12 protein-coding genes are annotated in these 14,341 nt (G+C 66.1%); 8 read left to right on the plus strand and 4 right to left on the minus strand.

Going from position 1 to position 14,341, the window contains the following annotated elements:
* Positions 1-23 precede the first annotated feature (23 nt).
* Positions 24-1,193: a nitroreductase family deazaflavin-dependent oxidoreductase gene (locus NA3_RS38205; RefSeq protein WP_063917566.1), complete on the plus strand. Its 1,170-nt coding sequence runs from the start codon at positions 24-26 to the stop codon at positions 1,191-1,193.
* Between the two features lie 80 nt (positions 1,194-1,273).
* Here the strand turns inward: NA3_RS38205 and NA3_RS17985 are convergent, their stop codons facing one another.
* On the minus strand, positions 1,274-1,711 hold the full coding sequence (locus tag NA3_RS17985) for a hypothetical protein (RefSeq protein WP_128145574.1): 438 nt from the start codon (positions 1,709-1,711) through the stop codon (positions 1,274-1,276).
* A 97-nt stretch (positions 1,712-1,808) separates the two neighbouring features.
* Complete coding sequence (locus tag NA3_RS17990; protein WP_128145575.1) at positions 1,809-2,585, minus strand: hypothetical protein; 777 nt, start codon at positions 2,583-2,585, stop codon at positions 1,809-1,811.
* A 152-nt stretch (positions 2,586-2,737) separates the two neighbouring features.
* Here NA3_RS17990 and NA3_RS17995 point away from each other — a divergent pair, with 152 nt between their 5' ends.
* The 3 genes from NA3_RS17995 (at position 2,738) to NA3_RS18005 (ending at position 4,900) form a co-directional block, all read left to right on the plus strand.
* The gene (locus NA3_RS17995) at positions 2,738-3,259 is read left to right on the plus strand and encodes a hypothetical protein (RefSeq protein WP_372464282.1); all 522 of its coding nucleotides are present in this window, start codon (positions 2,738-2,740) and stop codon (positions 3,257-3,259) included.
* Positions 3,256-3,708, plus strand: coding sequence for an RDD family protein (locus NA3_RS18000; protein ID WP_062964785.1), 453 nt, complete (start codon positions 3,256-3,258; stop codon positions 3,706-3,708). The genes NA3_RS17995 and NA3_RS18000 overlap by 4 nt, the downstream gene beginning before the upstream one ends.
* Before the next feature lie 190 nt (positions 3,709-3,898).
* Positions 3,899-4,900 carry a hypothetical protein gene (locus NA3_RS18005; RefSeq protein WP_157126574.1) on the plus strand — a complete coding sequence of 334 codons (1,002 nt, stop codon included), beginning with the start codon at positions 3,899-3,901 and terminating at the stop codon, positions 4,898-4,900.
* Here NA3_RS18005 and NA3_RS18010 read toward each other — a convergent pair.
* A complete protein-coding gene (locus NA3_RS18010) occupies positions 4,827-5,324 on the minus strand; it encodes a MarR family winged helix-turn-helix transcriptional regulator (RefSeq protein WP_062964787.1) in 498 nt (165 codons plus the stop codon). The genes NA3_RS18005 and NA3_RS18010 overlap by 74 nt on opposite strands.
* A 460-nt stretch (positions 5,325-5,784) precedes the next feature.
* Positions 5,785-6,402 (minus strand): hypothetical protein, encoded by a 618-nt coding sequence (locus tag NA3_RS38675; protein ID WP_227995564.1) that lies wholly within the window; start codon positions 6,400-6,402, stop codon positions 5,785-5,787.
* 1,132 nt (positions 6,403-7,534) lie between these two features.
* Between NA3_RS38675 and NA3_RS18020 the strand changes: the two genes are divergently transcribed.
* The 4 genes from NA3_RS18020 to NA3_RS18035 all read left to right on the plus strand — a co-directional run bounded on the left by NA3_RS18020 (position 7,535) and on the right by NA3_RS18035 (position 14,334).
* Positions 7,535-8,296 (plus strand): amino acid hydroxylase, encoded by a 762-nt coding sequence (locus NA3_RS18020; protein ID WP_062964788.1) that lies wholly within the window; start codon positions 7,535-7,537, stop codon positions 8,294-8,296.
* Between the two features lie 64 nt (positions 8,297-8,360).
* Positions 8,361-12,311, plus strand: coding sequence for a non-ribosomal peptide synthetase (locus NA3_RS18025; protein WP_062964789.1), 3,951 nt, complete (start codon positions 8,361-8,363; stop codon positions 12,309-12,311).
* A 170-nt stretch (positions 12,312-12,481) separates the two neighbouring features.
* A complete protein-coding gene (locus tag NA3_RS18030) occupies positions 12,482-13,216 on the plus strand; it encodes an O-methyltransferase (protein WP_062964979.1) in 735 nt (244 codons plus the stop codon).
* Between the two features lie 155 nt (positions 13,217-13,371).
* The gene (locus NA3_RS18035; protein ID WP_062964790.1) at positions 13,372-14,334 is read left to right on the plus strand and encodes a DUF8129 domain-containing protein; all 963 of its coding nucleotides are present in this window, start codon (positions 13,372-13,374) and stop codon (positions 14,332-14,334) included.
* Positions 14,335-14,341: the final 7 nt, after the last annotated feature.

A 14,341-nucleotide genomic window follows, 5' to 3' on the forward strand; every position in this document is an offset into this window, starting at 1 on the left:
AGACGATGACCGGAGAGTGAACCATGATCGCCCGTAATGTATTGCCCGACATCGCACACCCCGGCGTCGACACCGTCCTGATCGTGAGGTCGGCGGCGGCAGAGGTCTTCGCCGATCTGGAATGCGGCTCCTGGCCGAAGGAACTCATCTCGTGCACCGCATTCGTGAGCACCGACGGTGAGAAGAACGTCACCTACACCCAGTGGCGAAACGGCGAAGCCGGCCGCGAATATCTGTCCGGATTCGCAGGCATCGAAGCGGTCGAATACAGGCTGTATCGCAGCAGCGTTGGGGCGAATCCACCGGTTCCAGGATGCATCGTCATCCTCGACGTCGAGTTCGACGGACCCGATCACGATCGGCAACGACGCTGGGTCGATACGGTTTTCGACGCAATGGCCGGCGAAACCGACCCACACCCCGGCGGCATCTCCGGCCACTTCCACGTCAGCACCGACGGCACCCGAGTGATCCCCTATGCGGAATGGACAACTGCGGACGCCCACCGCGACGCGATCGAACGGTCCGGCCAAGGCATGATCGGAGCAGGCAGCGGCTGGCGGCGAGTGAGAGAATTCCCTGGGGTCATCGACAGCGGATTCACGCGATACCACCTGCTGCACAGCCTATCCGAGAGTTCGGCGCCCGGACCCGATGACGTCCACGACAGCCCGACAGACTGGGTGGCGGACCACGTCCGAGACTACGTCGAGACCGACGGGCAGAGTGGCCACCTCTACCAAGGCCGGCCCTCGCTGCTGCTCACCACACGCGGAAGGAAATCAGGAAAGCTCCGACGCACCGCGCTGATCTACGGAGAGGACGACGACCGCTACGTCCTGGTGGCCTCGAACGCCGGATCCCCCACCCACCCCGCGTGGTACCTCAACCTGCTCGCGGACCCCGAGGTCACAGTCCAAGTCGGGGCGGAGAAATTCACCGGCCGTGCGCGACCGGCGACCGCCGAAGAGAAACCACCGCTGTGGCACCTCATGACCGCGATCTTTCCGCTCTACGACACCTACCAGGCGAAAACCCACCGCGAAATCCCGCTCGTGATCGTCGAACGCCGCACGGAAGGTCTGATCGACCCAGAACCGGCACCGCCTGGGGTCGACCTGCCGAACGCCTATCGGGACGACCGATTCTCTGGGCCATCGACCGGTCGGACACCGAGCCCACGCTACACATGATCACGAGCGAGGGATGGAACCCGGCAACGGTCCGGCGCCACCGCGATTCGTCTCCGGAAAGCACGGTGACGTCGTCGTAATCATCGTTTCGCCGGCGCCACAGTCTTCGGCCGGGCGATCTGCTCCGTCATCTGTGGCTCGACCGGGAAATCGTTGAGATACGTGAGCTCGGGCATCTTGGTCCACCCTGATTCGCTCCCGCTGCGATGCGATTGCACGCACGAAATCAGCGTGGGCGCAAGGATGGTCGCGAGCGCGAACACGGCCACTGCTCGCCACCGGATCCCGGCCTCGCGGTGCACCACGGTCGTCTCCCCTGCCCGCGCCAGCCGTCCGGGATCCGCCGCCGAACAGACCAACGACCGCTTGATCATCCATGCCGCCACGGAAGACACCTTGCCCCCTACGCCGCTCATGTGTGAATCGGCTGCTGCCGTGGCCGAAGAGGCGCTCAGCGCAGCTGCCGAAAGCGTTGCACCGCAACCGATCATCGCAAGAATCATTCGGATATCGCTCATATCCCCGAGCCGCACCCGGAGAGCAGCAGACACGAGCGCACACTGATTCGTCGAACCACTCCGCCACCACGTCGTACCGCTCGGGTGTCGAGGGGCGTCAGCTGCGCCACCATGGTTCGCGGATGTCGTCGCTCCCGTCCGGAGCACAGTTGACGCCGTTGACGACCTGTTCGGCGGTGATATCCCACGCTATGATCCCGTCGCCGGATCGGCCCAACTCGGCGACGCGGGCTCGGTGGATACCGGCGCCGGTGTTGACATCGCAGGTCTGCACCGTGCTCCAAGCCCGTCCGTCGAGAGCGGCGACTATTCCGAGCACCGGCAGGATCAGCAAACTCGACACGAGGGCGCCTGCCCGCGCGAGATCTGCGGCGCGCTGCAGCGCCGTCTCCGGCCGGCTACCGCTGCGCTTGCCGGTGGTCGAGATACGTCGCCCCGTCCGATATTCGATGACGACTCCCAGCCGTAACGCGTAACCGGCCAACCCCGCGATCACACCCCACGTGAGGCCGTTGAAGGCGCCGACGATGACACCCAGCCCGATCGGGACGATCGCCGCTTCGGCGGCCGTGACGGTCAGCGGCGTCGCTGTGTGCCGGGCAGCTCCCCCGTGTGCCGCCGAGTAGGCGTAGGTCACCCGGGACGCCACTATTGCCAGGACGGTCGCGAGCAGCGGCTCTGCCAGGAAAACACCGATGACGATATCCAGCCAGTTCGCGGGGCCCATCGCGCTCAGTGCGTCCCGAGCGGCGTCGCCACCGCCGAAAGTCCAGCTCAACTTGAGCACCGGTACCGTCGCCAACACCACGACTACGACCACACGAGCAGACGAAAGTCGAGCCCGCTCGCTGCGTTCTGTCGCTGTTTCGGTCACCGATCGCACGATATCCGCCCGAGTCCGCTACCCGTCGTTACCGGATACGCGAGTCCGGGCCTCGACGTCCCGCGCCCCCGTTCGGCCGACGTCTGAATATCGAATAGGTCGAAAGGCGTGCCCATCCGGCGACGAGCGAGTTTGATAGGGATGTGGACGGCATCCCGATGTCGAGGCCGGTGAACCTGGTGGTGGGAGCCGCCGCGCGGATCGGCGGGGCTGCTGGGCGCGTAGTGGGGTTCGGGTTCGGCGTCGCACGGCAGGTGCCCGGCGTCGAGCCGGTGCTCGCGGAGTTCGAACAGCGGGGCGCCGACACGCTGGACGCCGTCGACGACCTCACCGAGCGGGTGCTGCGGGCGGTGATCGGCCGGATCGTGCGGACCGCGGTCGGCGCTGTCGACCTCACGGAGATCGTCGTCGACAATGTGGATCTCGACGCGGTGGCCGAGCGGATCGATGTCGACAAGCTCATCGGACGAGTCGATCTGGTCGGTCTGGCCGACACCGTGATCGAGGGCGTCGATCTACCTCGGATCATCCGCGAATCCACCGACTCGATGTCCGCGGAGGCGGTTCTCGGCATCCGGAGCCAGGGGATGCATGCGGATGACGCCGTCGCGGGGTTCGTCGGTAAGTTGCTCCGGCGAACACCGTCCGAATCGGGCGCGGAGTGAGTGCCCCTGCGCACCGTACCGCCGGCATCGTGACGCGTTCGATCGCGTCCGGGGTCGACGTCGCCGTCGTCCTGGCGCTCGTGGCCGCGAGCTATCTGTGCCTGGCGTTCGCCCGGCTGCTGTTCTCACCGCAGGACTTCACGTGGCCGGACGCCGGCGCGGTCATGTCGACGGGCGTCTTCATCGTCGTCTCGATGCTGTACCTCACCGGCTGCTGGGCGGTGAGCGGTCGCACCGTCGGCGCCGTGATGATGGGACTGCGGGTGGTGACCCGTGGCGGAGAGCTCATAGGGTGGCCGCGGGCTTTGGTGCGGGCGGTGTTGTGTGTGATGTTCGCGGTCGGATTGTTCTGGGTGGTGGTCGATCCGCGCCGGTATTCGCTGCAGGACATCGTGCTGCGCACCATGGTCGTCTACGACTGGCAGCCGGAGTCTCGTCCGCCGGCGTAGGCGCGGGATCCGGCGACACCCACCGATACCGGAGCGAGTGCACCGCCTCGGTGACGGAACCCCCTATCCCGCTGAGGGTTTCGGGGATGTCGTCGGTGGATGGGCGATCGACGGAGTCGTCGGATACGCCGGCTTCGTCGGCATCGGGGGCTTCCTGGCCGGGGGCGTCGTCGCCGGCGCCGTGGGCGGTGTGATCGTCGGCGACCCGGGTGTCGTGGCGACCTCCGGCGACGTGGATGTCGTCGAACTCGCCGCGATCGTGGTGCGTGGGGACACCGTCGTGGACTTGGTTGTCGCGCCCGTAGCTGCCGGCGTGGTGTCTACCGGTGCCGCCGGCGTCGTGCGCACCTGTGCCGTTGGCGTGGTGATCGGCACCGTCGTGGTCGCCGTACCCGGATCGGCTGTGACCGTCACCGTCGATCTCTCCACCGGAGCCGTAGGCGCGGTCGACATCGGTGGTGGGACGATCGGGCCCGAGTCCGGCATGCTGGGCATGATCTGGATCGAAAGACTCGCCGTGGCAGAGAAACTCGCGCCCGCCGACGCAGCCGTCGAGGTCGGCGGGGCATCCGTCGTCGTAGCAGTCGTCGATTCCGGCGCAGCGGACGTGGATTCCGTCGTTGGGGCCGGGCCGGTTCCCGGGTCGGTGGCATCGACGGCCGGCACTGCCCCGGGATCGGCAGCCGCGTCGGTACTGTCCGCCCCGTCGCCCGGCACGGAGATCTCGCCCGGCGCGTCCGACGTCGCGCTCCGGGTCACCACGCCGCTATCGCTCGAGACGGCCCCGCAATCGACGGTCTGTACGGTGGGTCGGCCCGAGTACGCCTGCGCATCGTTCTTACCCACCGGCGGGCTCGAATCCGCGCGTACCACGAGCGTTATCCCGATCGCCGTGGTCATCAACGCGATGATCACACCGGCACGCGAGATCTGGTGCTGGTACCGATCGCCCCACCACAGAATTCCATGCCGAGACTCACCATCGATATCCGCCTCTGTCACTAGGTTTTCGCTGCCGTCGACGGTTCCCATCCCATTACTACTTTCTTCGTCTGGATGTGCCGACCGCTGGAAACCTGCGATCCGAAGAGCAATGCGCGGATATCGCGTGCGCGGTTTCAGGCCCTGGAGAAGGGATCCACGTCACGCAGCCGTTGCCGGTGAATTTTCTGCAGTTCACCGGCGCGGGTGAGAAAGTCGGCGATTATCTCGAGTTCGGTGGAGTCGTACCAATTCAGCAACATCTTGTAACTCTCGACGATCATCGGTACGACGATTTGCTGTATGCGATAAGCCGCGAGTTCGGTGGCCATGACGATCACGCGACGACGATCGGTCGGGTGCAGCGAACGGGAAATATAGCCCTGTTTCTCCAGCCGATTGAGCATGATCGTGACGCCGGCCGCGGTGATGCCGAGCCGTTCGGCCAGCATCTTGGGCGTTATGGACTTCTCGTCATCGGCCAGGACGATCTCCAGTGCACGCCGATCGGTCTCGTTCACGCCGAGCACCCTGATCAATTCCCTGGTCAGATCCTCGACGGTTCCGTGGTAGAACTCCAGCGCCCGTTTGAGTTCGACCGAGATGCGGGCGGGTTCGGTTGGTCTCGGGCACACGAGCTTTCCCCTCGATCACTGTGAAACATGAATCCGCTCAACGACAGTCACCGATCAGGGAGTCTTCGGAATCAGTGCCCCCGCGTACGGTAGGGGTCGCCGCCGGGTGATGGAAGCGGACATGTGTGCTCCTGTCGATCGATTCGCCACGACAGCCGAACCGCGGCTGACGAACATCACGAAAGCTGGCACCGCTGCGGCCGGCGAAGCGACCGTGGACGGTGTCGGACCTGCACTGTACGACACACCGACCCATGCGATACGGCGCATTTCAGAATTCGGGCCCAACCGTTTCCCCACCCCAAACGTGAAGCGGGGCAAGCACTATCGGGAACAGCGGGCACCCGCCCCGCCGGGTGAGACCTGGACCGGGCTGCTGACACAACCCGGTCCAGGCATGTTCACCACCGGCCGCCGGGGTGGACACGGGCCGTCACGCCGTGGGGCCCTGTCCGCGGAATCAGCTGACGGATGTGGTGGTGAGGGTCGGGGACGGATTCGGATAGCACGAGGTCGCGACATTGCCGACCAACGCGACGTTCGTCGTCATGGTCATACCGGGATCGGTGTAGCTGGTCCCCGCGTACTTGCTGGTGATCGGCGTTCCGGGAGTGCCGGCGGTGACGTTGATGGTCACCGCCGGCGGCGTGAAGCTGGTGCCGCCGGCGATCGGGCCCGGAACGGTCAGAACGACTTTCCCACCCGACGTGGTGACGGTGCCGGCCACCGTTCCGCCCGAGGCGGTCGCCGAGACCAGAGTCGAATTCGCGGGCGTCGGGAAGGTCATCTTCAGGTTGCTGATGTTGTTCACGGTGAAGCCGGAAGCCGAACTCGGCACCGACGAGGAACCCGGCGTGAGAGTGATGGCCACCGCGGAACCCGACGCCGCCGAACTCGGCGCGGTGCCGGTGACCGATGTGGTCATACTCGAGGTCTGGCCGATCCCGAGAATGGTGCCCTTACAGCTCCAGTTCACGCTGACCGGTGCGGCATTCGCCGGTGCCGCCATACACAACACGGTGGCGACCGCCACCGGAGCGAGAACGCCGGCACGAACCAGGGAAGAGATCGATCTCATGACTAACTCCAGAAAATATCGAGCAACGGTACGACCGGATGTCGGACCGCAACACTGAGTTTCTAAAATATAGCCTCTTCTCATCTTCCCATGGTCGAAATCCGCTATTTAAATCGCGGCCAGAATTTCATTATCTGCTATTAATTATTCAGTCTGGAAAGTTAATTACGGCTAGATTCTTTTCACACGTTGCGTAATTCCACATCGCATCTCGACCCCGCCATCAGCGGGAACGGCCCTGCAATTCCCTCGAATACAACCTTCGACCAGAGAATATATACCCGCGCACCGATCCCGAGTTCTCCGTCGGCTACCGTTCGGCGGTATTCGCGCGCCGGCGCGCATGCCAGTGGCGCGTCAGGGCGGCGCAAGAGCGCGGTGTCAGGGTTGCGGACATGACATGGCACAGCGGCTGTCGAGCCGAGGGGAAGACGATTCTGGTCACCGGCGCCGGCGCAGGGATCGGACCACCGGTGGTGAGCTCTGGGGGCCAACGATTTTCGGACTCCGCGGACGACCACACCGCGAAACACCTCATGCTCATACGACCGACGTCGGCGTCGCGGCCGAGTTGTGGGCCGCCTCCGCCGATCTCACCGGCGTGGATCCGCTGAAGTGTCCGGTGCCGCCGATCCGGTGACCCGGTAGGCAGCGTCCGGCCTCGGCGACCGGCGACGCGCTCGGCATTGGAACGGCAAACCGGGAATTCGCCCCTCACCCTGTAGTAGCTTGACTGACTACCGTTGTTCGTCCGAGAAGAGCGGAGGGGCCGATGCCGAACCTGCCCGCTGGCCGATGTTCGCGGCTGCGACCGGCATCTGATCAGTGGTGAAGGCGCAATGAATATTTCGGGCGAAAAGCGACAGATCGGACAGCGAATCCATCGCTTTCCGAACACCCCGTTTCACATTTCGCGGAGATCTGCGGGCAGCGCAGAAATTTCACCGAATATTTCCCGAGATGTATTGCGGGAAACCGCCTTCTACCTTACCCTCAGCAACTCCGTCGATTTGTTTGCAGGAAATAGCCGGGGGTACTCGCGCACACAGAACGAACCTATTGTCAGCGCCGATCGATTCCGAGTGGTGATGACCTGCGCACTTTAGGTAACTCGAGGAGAGGATTGATTGCGATGACGGTTGGTCTCGACGTTCGTTCCGAACGTGAGCGCGTCGCCCGCGCATGCCGTCCCGGGCAGCCGGTGCCCGAATTCGTCTACAGCAGCGACGAAGACGCGCTGTGGTCACAGGTTTTCGCGACGCTTCGCACGATGCACGAGGAGCTCGGTTGCGCGGAGTATCGGGCCGCCGCTCGTATCGTCGAACTGCCCACCGACCGGGTTCCGCAGATGAGCGAGGTGTCCCGAACACTTCGGTCGCTGACCGGTTTCGGGCTCGCACCGGCCATCGGAAGTCAGCCGGGCCGCCTGTTCTACGGCCCGATGGCCGACGGCATCCTCCACGCGACCCCGGACGTGCGGCCGGTGACGGAACAGTCGTTCTCGCCCGATCCCGATGTCATCCACGAACTGGTCGGACATGGGGTGATACTCGCCGATCCGGAATTCGCGGAACTGTATCGCTGCTTCGGCCGGGCCGCGAACCGCGCCACCTCCGACGAGCAGCGGGCCGCGATCGCGCGGTTGTTCTGGTTCACCCTGGAGGTCGGCGTGGTCGCCGAAAAAGGCCACCCGCGAGCGTATGGCGCCGCGATTCTGTCCTCGGTCACGGAGATGGAGTCCTTCGTGAACGCGGATCTGCGAGAGTTCCGGGTCGAGGACATACTCACCAGCGATATCGACGACAGCATTTGTCAGCCGCTCCTCTTCGTCGCCGATTCGGTCGGCCGGATGATGACGGAAGTCCAGGACTTCCTCCGGACGCGGGTCGGTTAGTGATGTCGCCTTCTCGCACAATCGCTTTCGCGACATCGTCGCCGTCGAGAACGAAGGAATTGCGGTGGTAGACCTGACGAGTACCACGCGTCGGCACGACGGCGTGACTCCGGAGGCGGGCTTCTTCGAATTGTCGGTGGCGCAGTCCGAACTGTGGCTGGCCCAGCAATTGCATCCCTCGGTTCCGTTCTCCATCTCCCAATACACCGATGTGCAGGGCGATCTCGATCTGGAACTGCTCCAGCAGTGTGCGCGCCGCGCGGCGCGCGAATTGCAGTCGCCGCATGTGCGATTCGCGATCGTCGGTGGCCGACCTCGCCAATACCTCGACCACGAGCTGGACGCCGGATTCGAGTGCATAGATCTGAGTGATCACCCCGATCCCGAACGCGCCGCCCACGAGTGGATGAGCCGGGACCATCATCGGGGCATCGACCTGACCGGCGCCGACGTGACGAAGACGGTGCTGTTCACTCTCGGCCCCGGCCGATATCGCTGTTATGCGCGCAGCCACCACATCGCCGTCGACGGCTTCGGCGCCGCTCAGGTGTTGCAGCGAACGGCCGAATTGCATTCCGCCGCGACCGAAGGGCGGCCCCCGGCGCCGTGCCGGGCGGTGTCGCTGCCCGAGATCGTGGCGGCCGAGCAGCGGTACCGGTCCTCGTCCCGCTTCGCCGCCGATCGCGAATACTGGGGTAAGGAGCTGGCCGGCCTCGATCACGTGACCCGCCTCAGTGAGCGGTACGCCGCGCCCTCGGCACGGCCTCATATCGCGCACGCGACTGTCGACGCGGAGGTCATGGCACGGCTCGAAGCCGCGGCCCGCCGGTACGGCACGGGCATGGCCGAGGTGCTGGTCGCGGCGGTGACCGCCTTTCTCGCACAGATGACCGGCGATACCGATGTCACGGTGTCGCTGCCCGTCGCCGGTCGCACCACGGGAGCGCTGCGGCAGTCGGCGGGGATGGTCTCGAACGTGGTGCCGTTGCGGGTGCGGGGCGTGGCGGAGAGCACGGTCGGCGACCTGGTTCGCCAGGTGCGCCTCAGCATGATCGGCGCGTTGCGCCACCAGTTGTACCGGCACGAAGACCTGCTCCGTGACCACGGTGTGGGCCGGGCCGGTCGCCACGGTTACGGTCCACTGATCAACGTCCTCAGCCTGCCCGACAGCATCGACTTCGGCGCCGTTCGCGGTCGGACGCAACTACTTTCGGCCGGACCCGTGGAAGATATGGCGATCAGCTGCTACCGATTCGGCGCCGAGCCGTTCGTCGTCGACTTCCATGCCAACCCGGAGTTGTATCGAGCGGACGAGGTGGAAGGGTATCGGCAGCAGTTCATGGACTGCCTGTCCCGATTCGTCTGCGCCGGCGAGACGGAGAAGGTGTTCGCGGCCGTCGCCGGTACCCACACGATCGCCGCCCCGCGGCAGCGGCACCATCAGCATTTGCTGCCGGAGTTGCTTACCGGCGGAGTCGATGCGGGTGAGCGGATCGCCCTGAGCGGACCGGACCGATCGGTGACCTATCGCGAACTCGACGAGACGACAGCGCAGTGGGCGCGCGAGCTGATCGCGCACGGAGCCGGGCCGGAAGTCGTTGTCGCGGTGGCGCTGTCCCGGTCGGTGGAATCGGTGATGGCGTTGTGGGCGGTCGCCCGGGCCGGCGCGGTGTTCTTCCCGGTCAATCCCACCGATCCGCCGGCGCGCGTATCGAAGCTGCTCGCCGATTCCGGTGCGACGCTGGGGATCACGCTCTCCACGTCCCGCACACCCCTGGAGAACACGACGGTCGACTGGTTACTGCTCGACACCGCCGAGTTCGCCCGCGCCGCCGCGTCCCGGTCGACCGCCCCGGTGACCGACGCGGATCGGATACGACCGTTGCGGGCCGCTCACCCGGCCTATCTGATCTACACCTCCGGATCGACCGGCGAACCCAAGGGAGTGCTGAGCACCCACGAGGGACTGGCGACACTGGCCGACGATCTGCGCACCCGCAACGACATCGACAGGGAATCGGTGGTGCTGCAGGCACATTCACCGTTCTGCGATGCGTCGATGCTCGAATATCTCTCCGCGTTCACCCCCGGGGCGAAACTGGTCGCGCTCGCGCCGGATATCGTTGCGGGACAATGGCTTTCGCAAGTGATGCAAGACGAGGACGTCACCCACCTGGTGGTCACGCCGGCCATTCTGGCAACGCTCGACCCGGATCGATTGCCGTCACTGCGGACGGTCACCGTGGGTGGGGACAAATGCCCGCCCGCACTGGCCGGACGCTGGGCCGGCCGGCTCCCGATGTTCAACTCCTACGGCCCCACCGAGGCCACCGTCGTGGTGACCCAAACCGAACCGCTCGATCCGAACGGGCCGATCACGATCGGTCACGGCCTGCCCGGCGTGCAGACGCTGGTCCTGGACGCCCGGCTCCGACCGGCACCGCGCGGCGCCCGCGGCGAACTGTATCTCGCCGGTGACGCATTGGCTCGTGGATATCTGGGGCGCCCCGGAATCACCGCGCAGAGTTTCGTGGCGAATCCCTACGGACAGCCGGGAACGCGGATGTATCGCACCGGCGACATGGTCCGCGAACAACCCGACGGTGCGCTCGAGTACCTCGGCCGCGGTGACGTTCAGATCTCGCTGCGGGGACAGCGCATCGAGCCGTCCGAGGTGGAGCGCGCGCTCGCCGCGGACGAGACGGTCGATCAGGCCGTGGTGCGGGTGTGGACGTCCGAAACTCTCGGCGATCGGCTGATCGGCTATGTCGTCCCCACGGCGGCCGCGAAGGACCACTTCGACCGCACCGCCGTCTTGGCGCGGTTACGGACGGTGCTGCCGCCCGGCATGATTCCGGCGATGCTGGTGCCGCTGCCCGAGATACCGATCAACCCGAGCAGCGGCAAGACCGATCGATCCGCGCTGCCGGATCCGCAATCCCTGCCGCGCCCGGCATTCCGCGCGCCGGCATCGCCGATCGAGCGCACGGTCGCGGAGACCATCGCCGAACTCACCGGGCAATCGCGGATCGGCTTGGACGACAACTTCTTCGAACTCGGCGGCAACTCGTTGCTGGGCGTGGAACTGTGCCGGCAACTGTCGGAGCGGACCGGCACCACGGTGACGATTTCGTCGCTGTTCACTCCGACGGTGCAAACCCTGGCCGCCGCCATCGAAGCCACGGCGGCCGGTGGGAACAGCGAGGTGACGGTCGGTGGTTCGGCGCTGGAGCCGGTTCTTCCGTTGCGTGGCAGCGGTTCCGGGACGCCGCTGATCTGCCTGCATTCCGCTGTTCCGCTGTCGTGGTGTTACTCGGGGCTGCTGCGATACGTCACCGACCGGCCCGTCTACGGACTGCAGTCGCCGGCCGTCTCCGGGCAATCGCGCAGGTTCCACACCGTCGACGAGCTCGCCGAGGTGTATCTGAGCGAACTGACGCGCGTCCAGCCGGAGGGTCCCTACCACCTGCTGGGCTGGTCCCTGGGCGGGCAACTCGCGCACGCGCTCGCCGTCCGGCTGCGGGCCCGTGGGCACGCCGTGGGATCGGTGGCCATGTTCGACAGCGTGGCATTCGGCGACGGTGCGCCACAGCCGGAGCTGCCCACCGTCCGGGATCTGGTCACCCATCTGCAGGGCAACGAGTCGGCCACTCCGGACACCCGGCCACTCACCCTGGACGAAGCTGTGGACGTGCTCGCCGACAGCCCCGGGCCCGGTCGCGGCTTGACCCGTGAGCAGCTGGGGCGCCTGCATCAGGGATATGTCGACAGTGTGGCCATGTCCACGAGCTACCGACCGGCCTGCTACGACGGCGATCTGCTGTATTTCTCGGCGACCGAAGGCATCACCGGCGAACTGACCGGACAGATGTGGCGCCCCTTCGTGTCCGGGCGGATCACCCAACACGACGTCGGCGTCACCCACGCCCAGATGACCAACCCCGAGGCGCTCGCGGTGATCGGGCCGATCCTGGAGGCCGAACTGAATCGGCACGACGAAGGGAAGAACCGATGAGCAAGCACTCCGCCGCGATCGTGGCATCCGCGGTGTCGGTCGCCTCGTCGATTCTGCTGGCCGCGCGCCGACCGACCGTGTTCGGTCTACGTCTCCCGCGGTGGGCACTGGCCGCCGTTGCCGCGATCGCCTTGGCGATCGCCGCCAACGAGAGCGTGGGCAAACCGGTGATGTTCCTGCGATGGTCGTATGTGCGTTTTCTGGTCGGCCTCCGGCATATGGGCGCCACCTGGCAGGTCGGTGACGGCCGGGAGCAGGCGCTGGCCGACTACGTGTGCGCGCATGCCCGAAAGGACGACATCGACGACGTCATCCGGGCGATCGACGAGTTCTGCTACACCAAGAGCTACCTGATCAACATCGGGGACGAGAAGGGCCGGATACTCGACCGGGCCGTCGCCGCCGCGCGGCCGCGCCGCCTGCTGGAGCTCGGAACCTACTGCGGCTACAGCGCATTGCGCATGGCGCGCGTCATGCCGGCCGATGCCGTGCTGTATTCCATCGAGTTCAACGCGGCGAATGCCGCTGTCGCCCGGCGGATCTGGGATCACGCGGGCGTCGGCGAGCGGATCGTCGTGATCGTCGGCACGTTGGGCGACGACGGAAAGACACTCGACGTACTGTGTAACGAACACGAGTTCTCGCCCGGCACAGTGGATTTCGCCTTCCTCGACCACGAGAAGGACGAATACCTTCCCGATCTCCGCCGGATCCTGGACCAGGGCTGGCTGCACCCCGGTTCGGTCGTCGTGGCGGACAACGTGAAATACCCAGGGGCCCCGGAGTATCGAGAGTTCATGCGTCGTCACGAGGGCACGCGCTGGAAGACCCGCGAGCATCGGACGCACGCCGAGTACCAGAAGGTGCTCAAGGACCTCGTGCTCGAATCGACCTATCTCGGCTGACCGGATCCGGCCCGCTTCCGGCGATCCGCGAACGCCGTGCCCCGAACGCGTTGTCGCCGGACATGTTAATCGTCGGTATTGGCGGGTAGTCGCAGATATGGTGCAACGTTGCGCCCCGACCTGATGCCGTCTATACGCCGAAGGACGAGATTCGCATGAGCACTCCCGATACTTCCACCTTGCTGGCCCAGCTGCGAGCTGTGCTGACATTGACCAACACCGAGATCCAGGTCGCCGAGACCCGGATCGCTCAGGCCCGGACCGAGGCGGTTCGCAGGGAGCTGTCCGAGAACGCCGACAAGGGCCGCGCCCGCGCCGAGGCCATCGAAGCGGCCATCCGCGATCTGGGCAGTGTGCCCGAGGTGGTCGGCCCGTTCCTCGGTCGCGCGGTCGCTGCCATCAAGGCGATGGCCGAGCAGGCTCAGCCGTTCGACGAGGCGCTGCTCGGCGACCTGGCGCTGGAGCACCAGCTGCTCGACCGCGCCCGCTACATCAAGGCCCTGGCGACCGCCGCGAGTCAGCGCGAGGTCGTGACGTTGGCCGACCGCCTGATCACTGCGCATTCGGCCACCGTGGAATGGCTGACCACCGTCCTGGCCGAGGACGCCCTCGGCGGGCCGGCCGCGTTGCGCCGCACTGTTCTTCAGGCGGCGGCCGGGACCGCGGTGAAACTGTTCAACCTGCCCGTCACGTGGTCGGCTCGCGGCCTGGACCGCGCGCTGGACTCCGTCCGCACCACCCCGCCCGCGCTCGGCGAACTGCTCGCCCGGGGAGCCCACGCGGGTGATGTCGCCGTCAAGACCCTGTCGGCCTCCCGGGACGCCGCGCTGGAGACCGCCGAGCAGGTCACGCGTCACCAAGGCGCCGGCGCGGCCGCCGATGCCCTGCACTCGATCCGTGCCACCACGGGGGTCCTCGAACCCGATGAGCTGCCGGTCGGCGACTACGACGAGTTGAACGTGTCCCAAGCCGTCGCCGCGGTGAAGGAACTCACCGAGCCGGCCGAGATCCGCGCGATCGTCGCCTACGAGGAAGCGCACAAGAACCGCCACGGCGTCGTCTCGGCCGCCCAGACCCGGCTCGCCGCGATCGCCCAGGAGGTGGCCGGTCTCGGCTGACCGGTCA

This window comes from Nocardia africana NBRC 100379, assembly GCF_001612635.1.
GTDB classification, from domain to species: Bacteria; Actinomycetota; Actinomycetes; order Mycobacteriales; family Mycobacteriaceae; genus Nocardia; species Nocardia africana.

Bases quoted from the DNA above. Each gene is read 5' to 3' on its own strand.
- NA3_RS18035 (WP_062964790.1), top strand. From the start codon at position 13,372: ATGAGCACTCCCGATACTTCCACCTTGCTGGCCCAGCTGCGAGCTGTG.
- NA3_RS38205 (WP_063917566.1), top strand. From the start codon at position 24: ATGATCGCCCGTAATGTATTGCCCGACATCGCACACCCCGGCGTCGAC.
- NA3_RS17985 (WP_128145574.1), bottom strand. From the start codon at position 1,711: ATGAGCGATATCCGAATGATTCTTGCGATGATCGGTTGCGGTGCAACG.
- NA3_RS38675 (WP_227995564.1), bottom strand. From the start codon at position 6,402: ATGAGATCGATCTCTTCCCTGGTTCGTGCCGGCGTTCTCGCTCCGGTG.
- NA3_RS18030 (WP_062964979.1), top strand. From the start codon at position 12,482: ATGTTCCTGCGATGGTCGTATGTGCGTTTTCTGGTCGGCCTCCGGCAT.
- NA3_RS18020 (WP_062964788.1), top strand. From the start codon at position 7,535: ATGACGGTTGGTCTCGACGTTCGTTCCGAACGTGAGCGCGTCGCCCGC.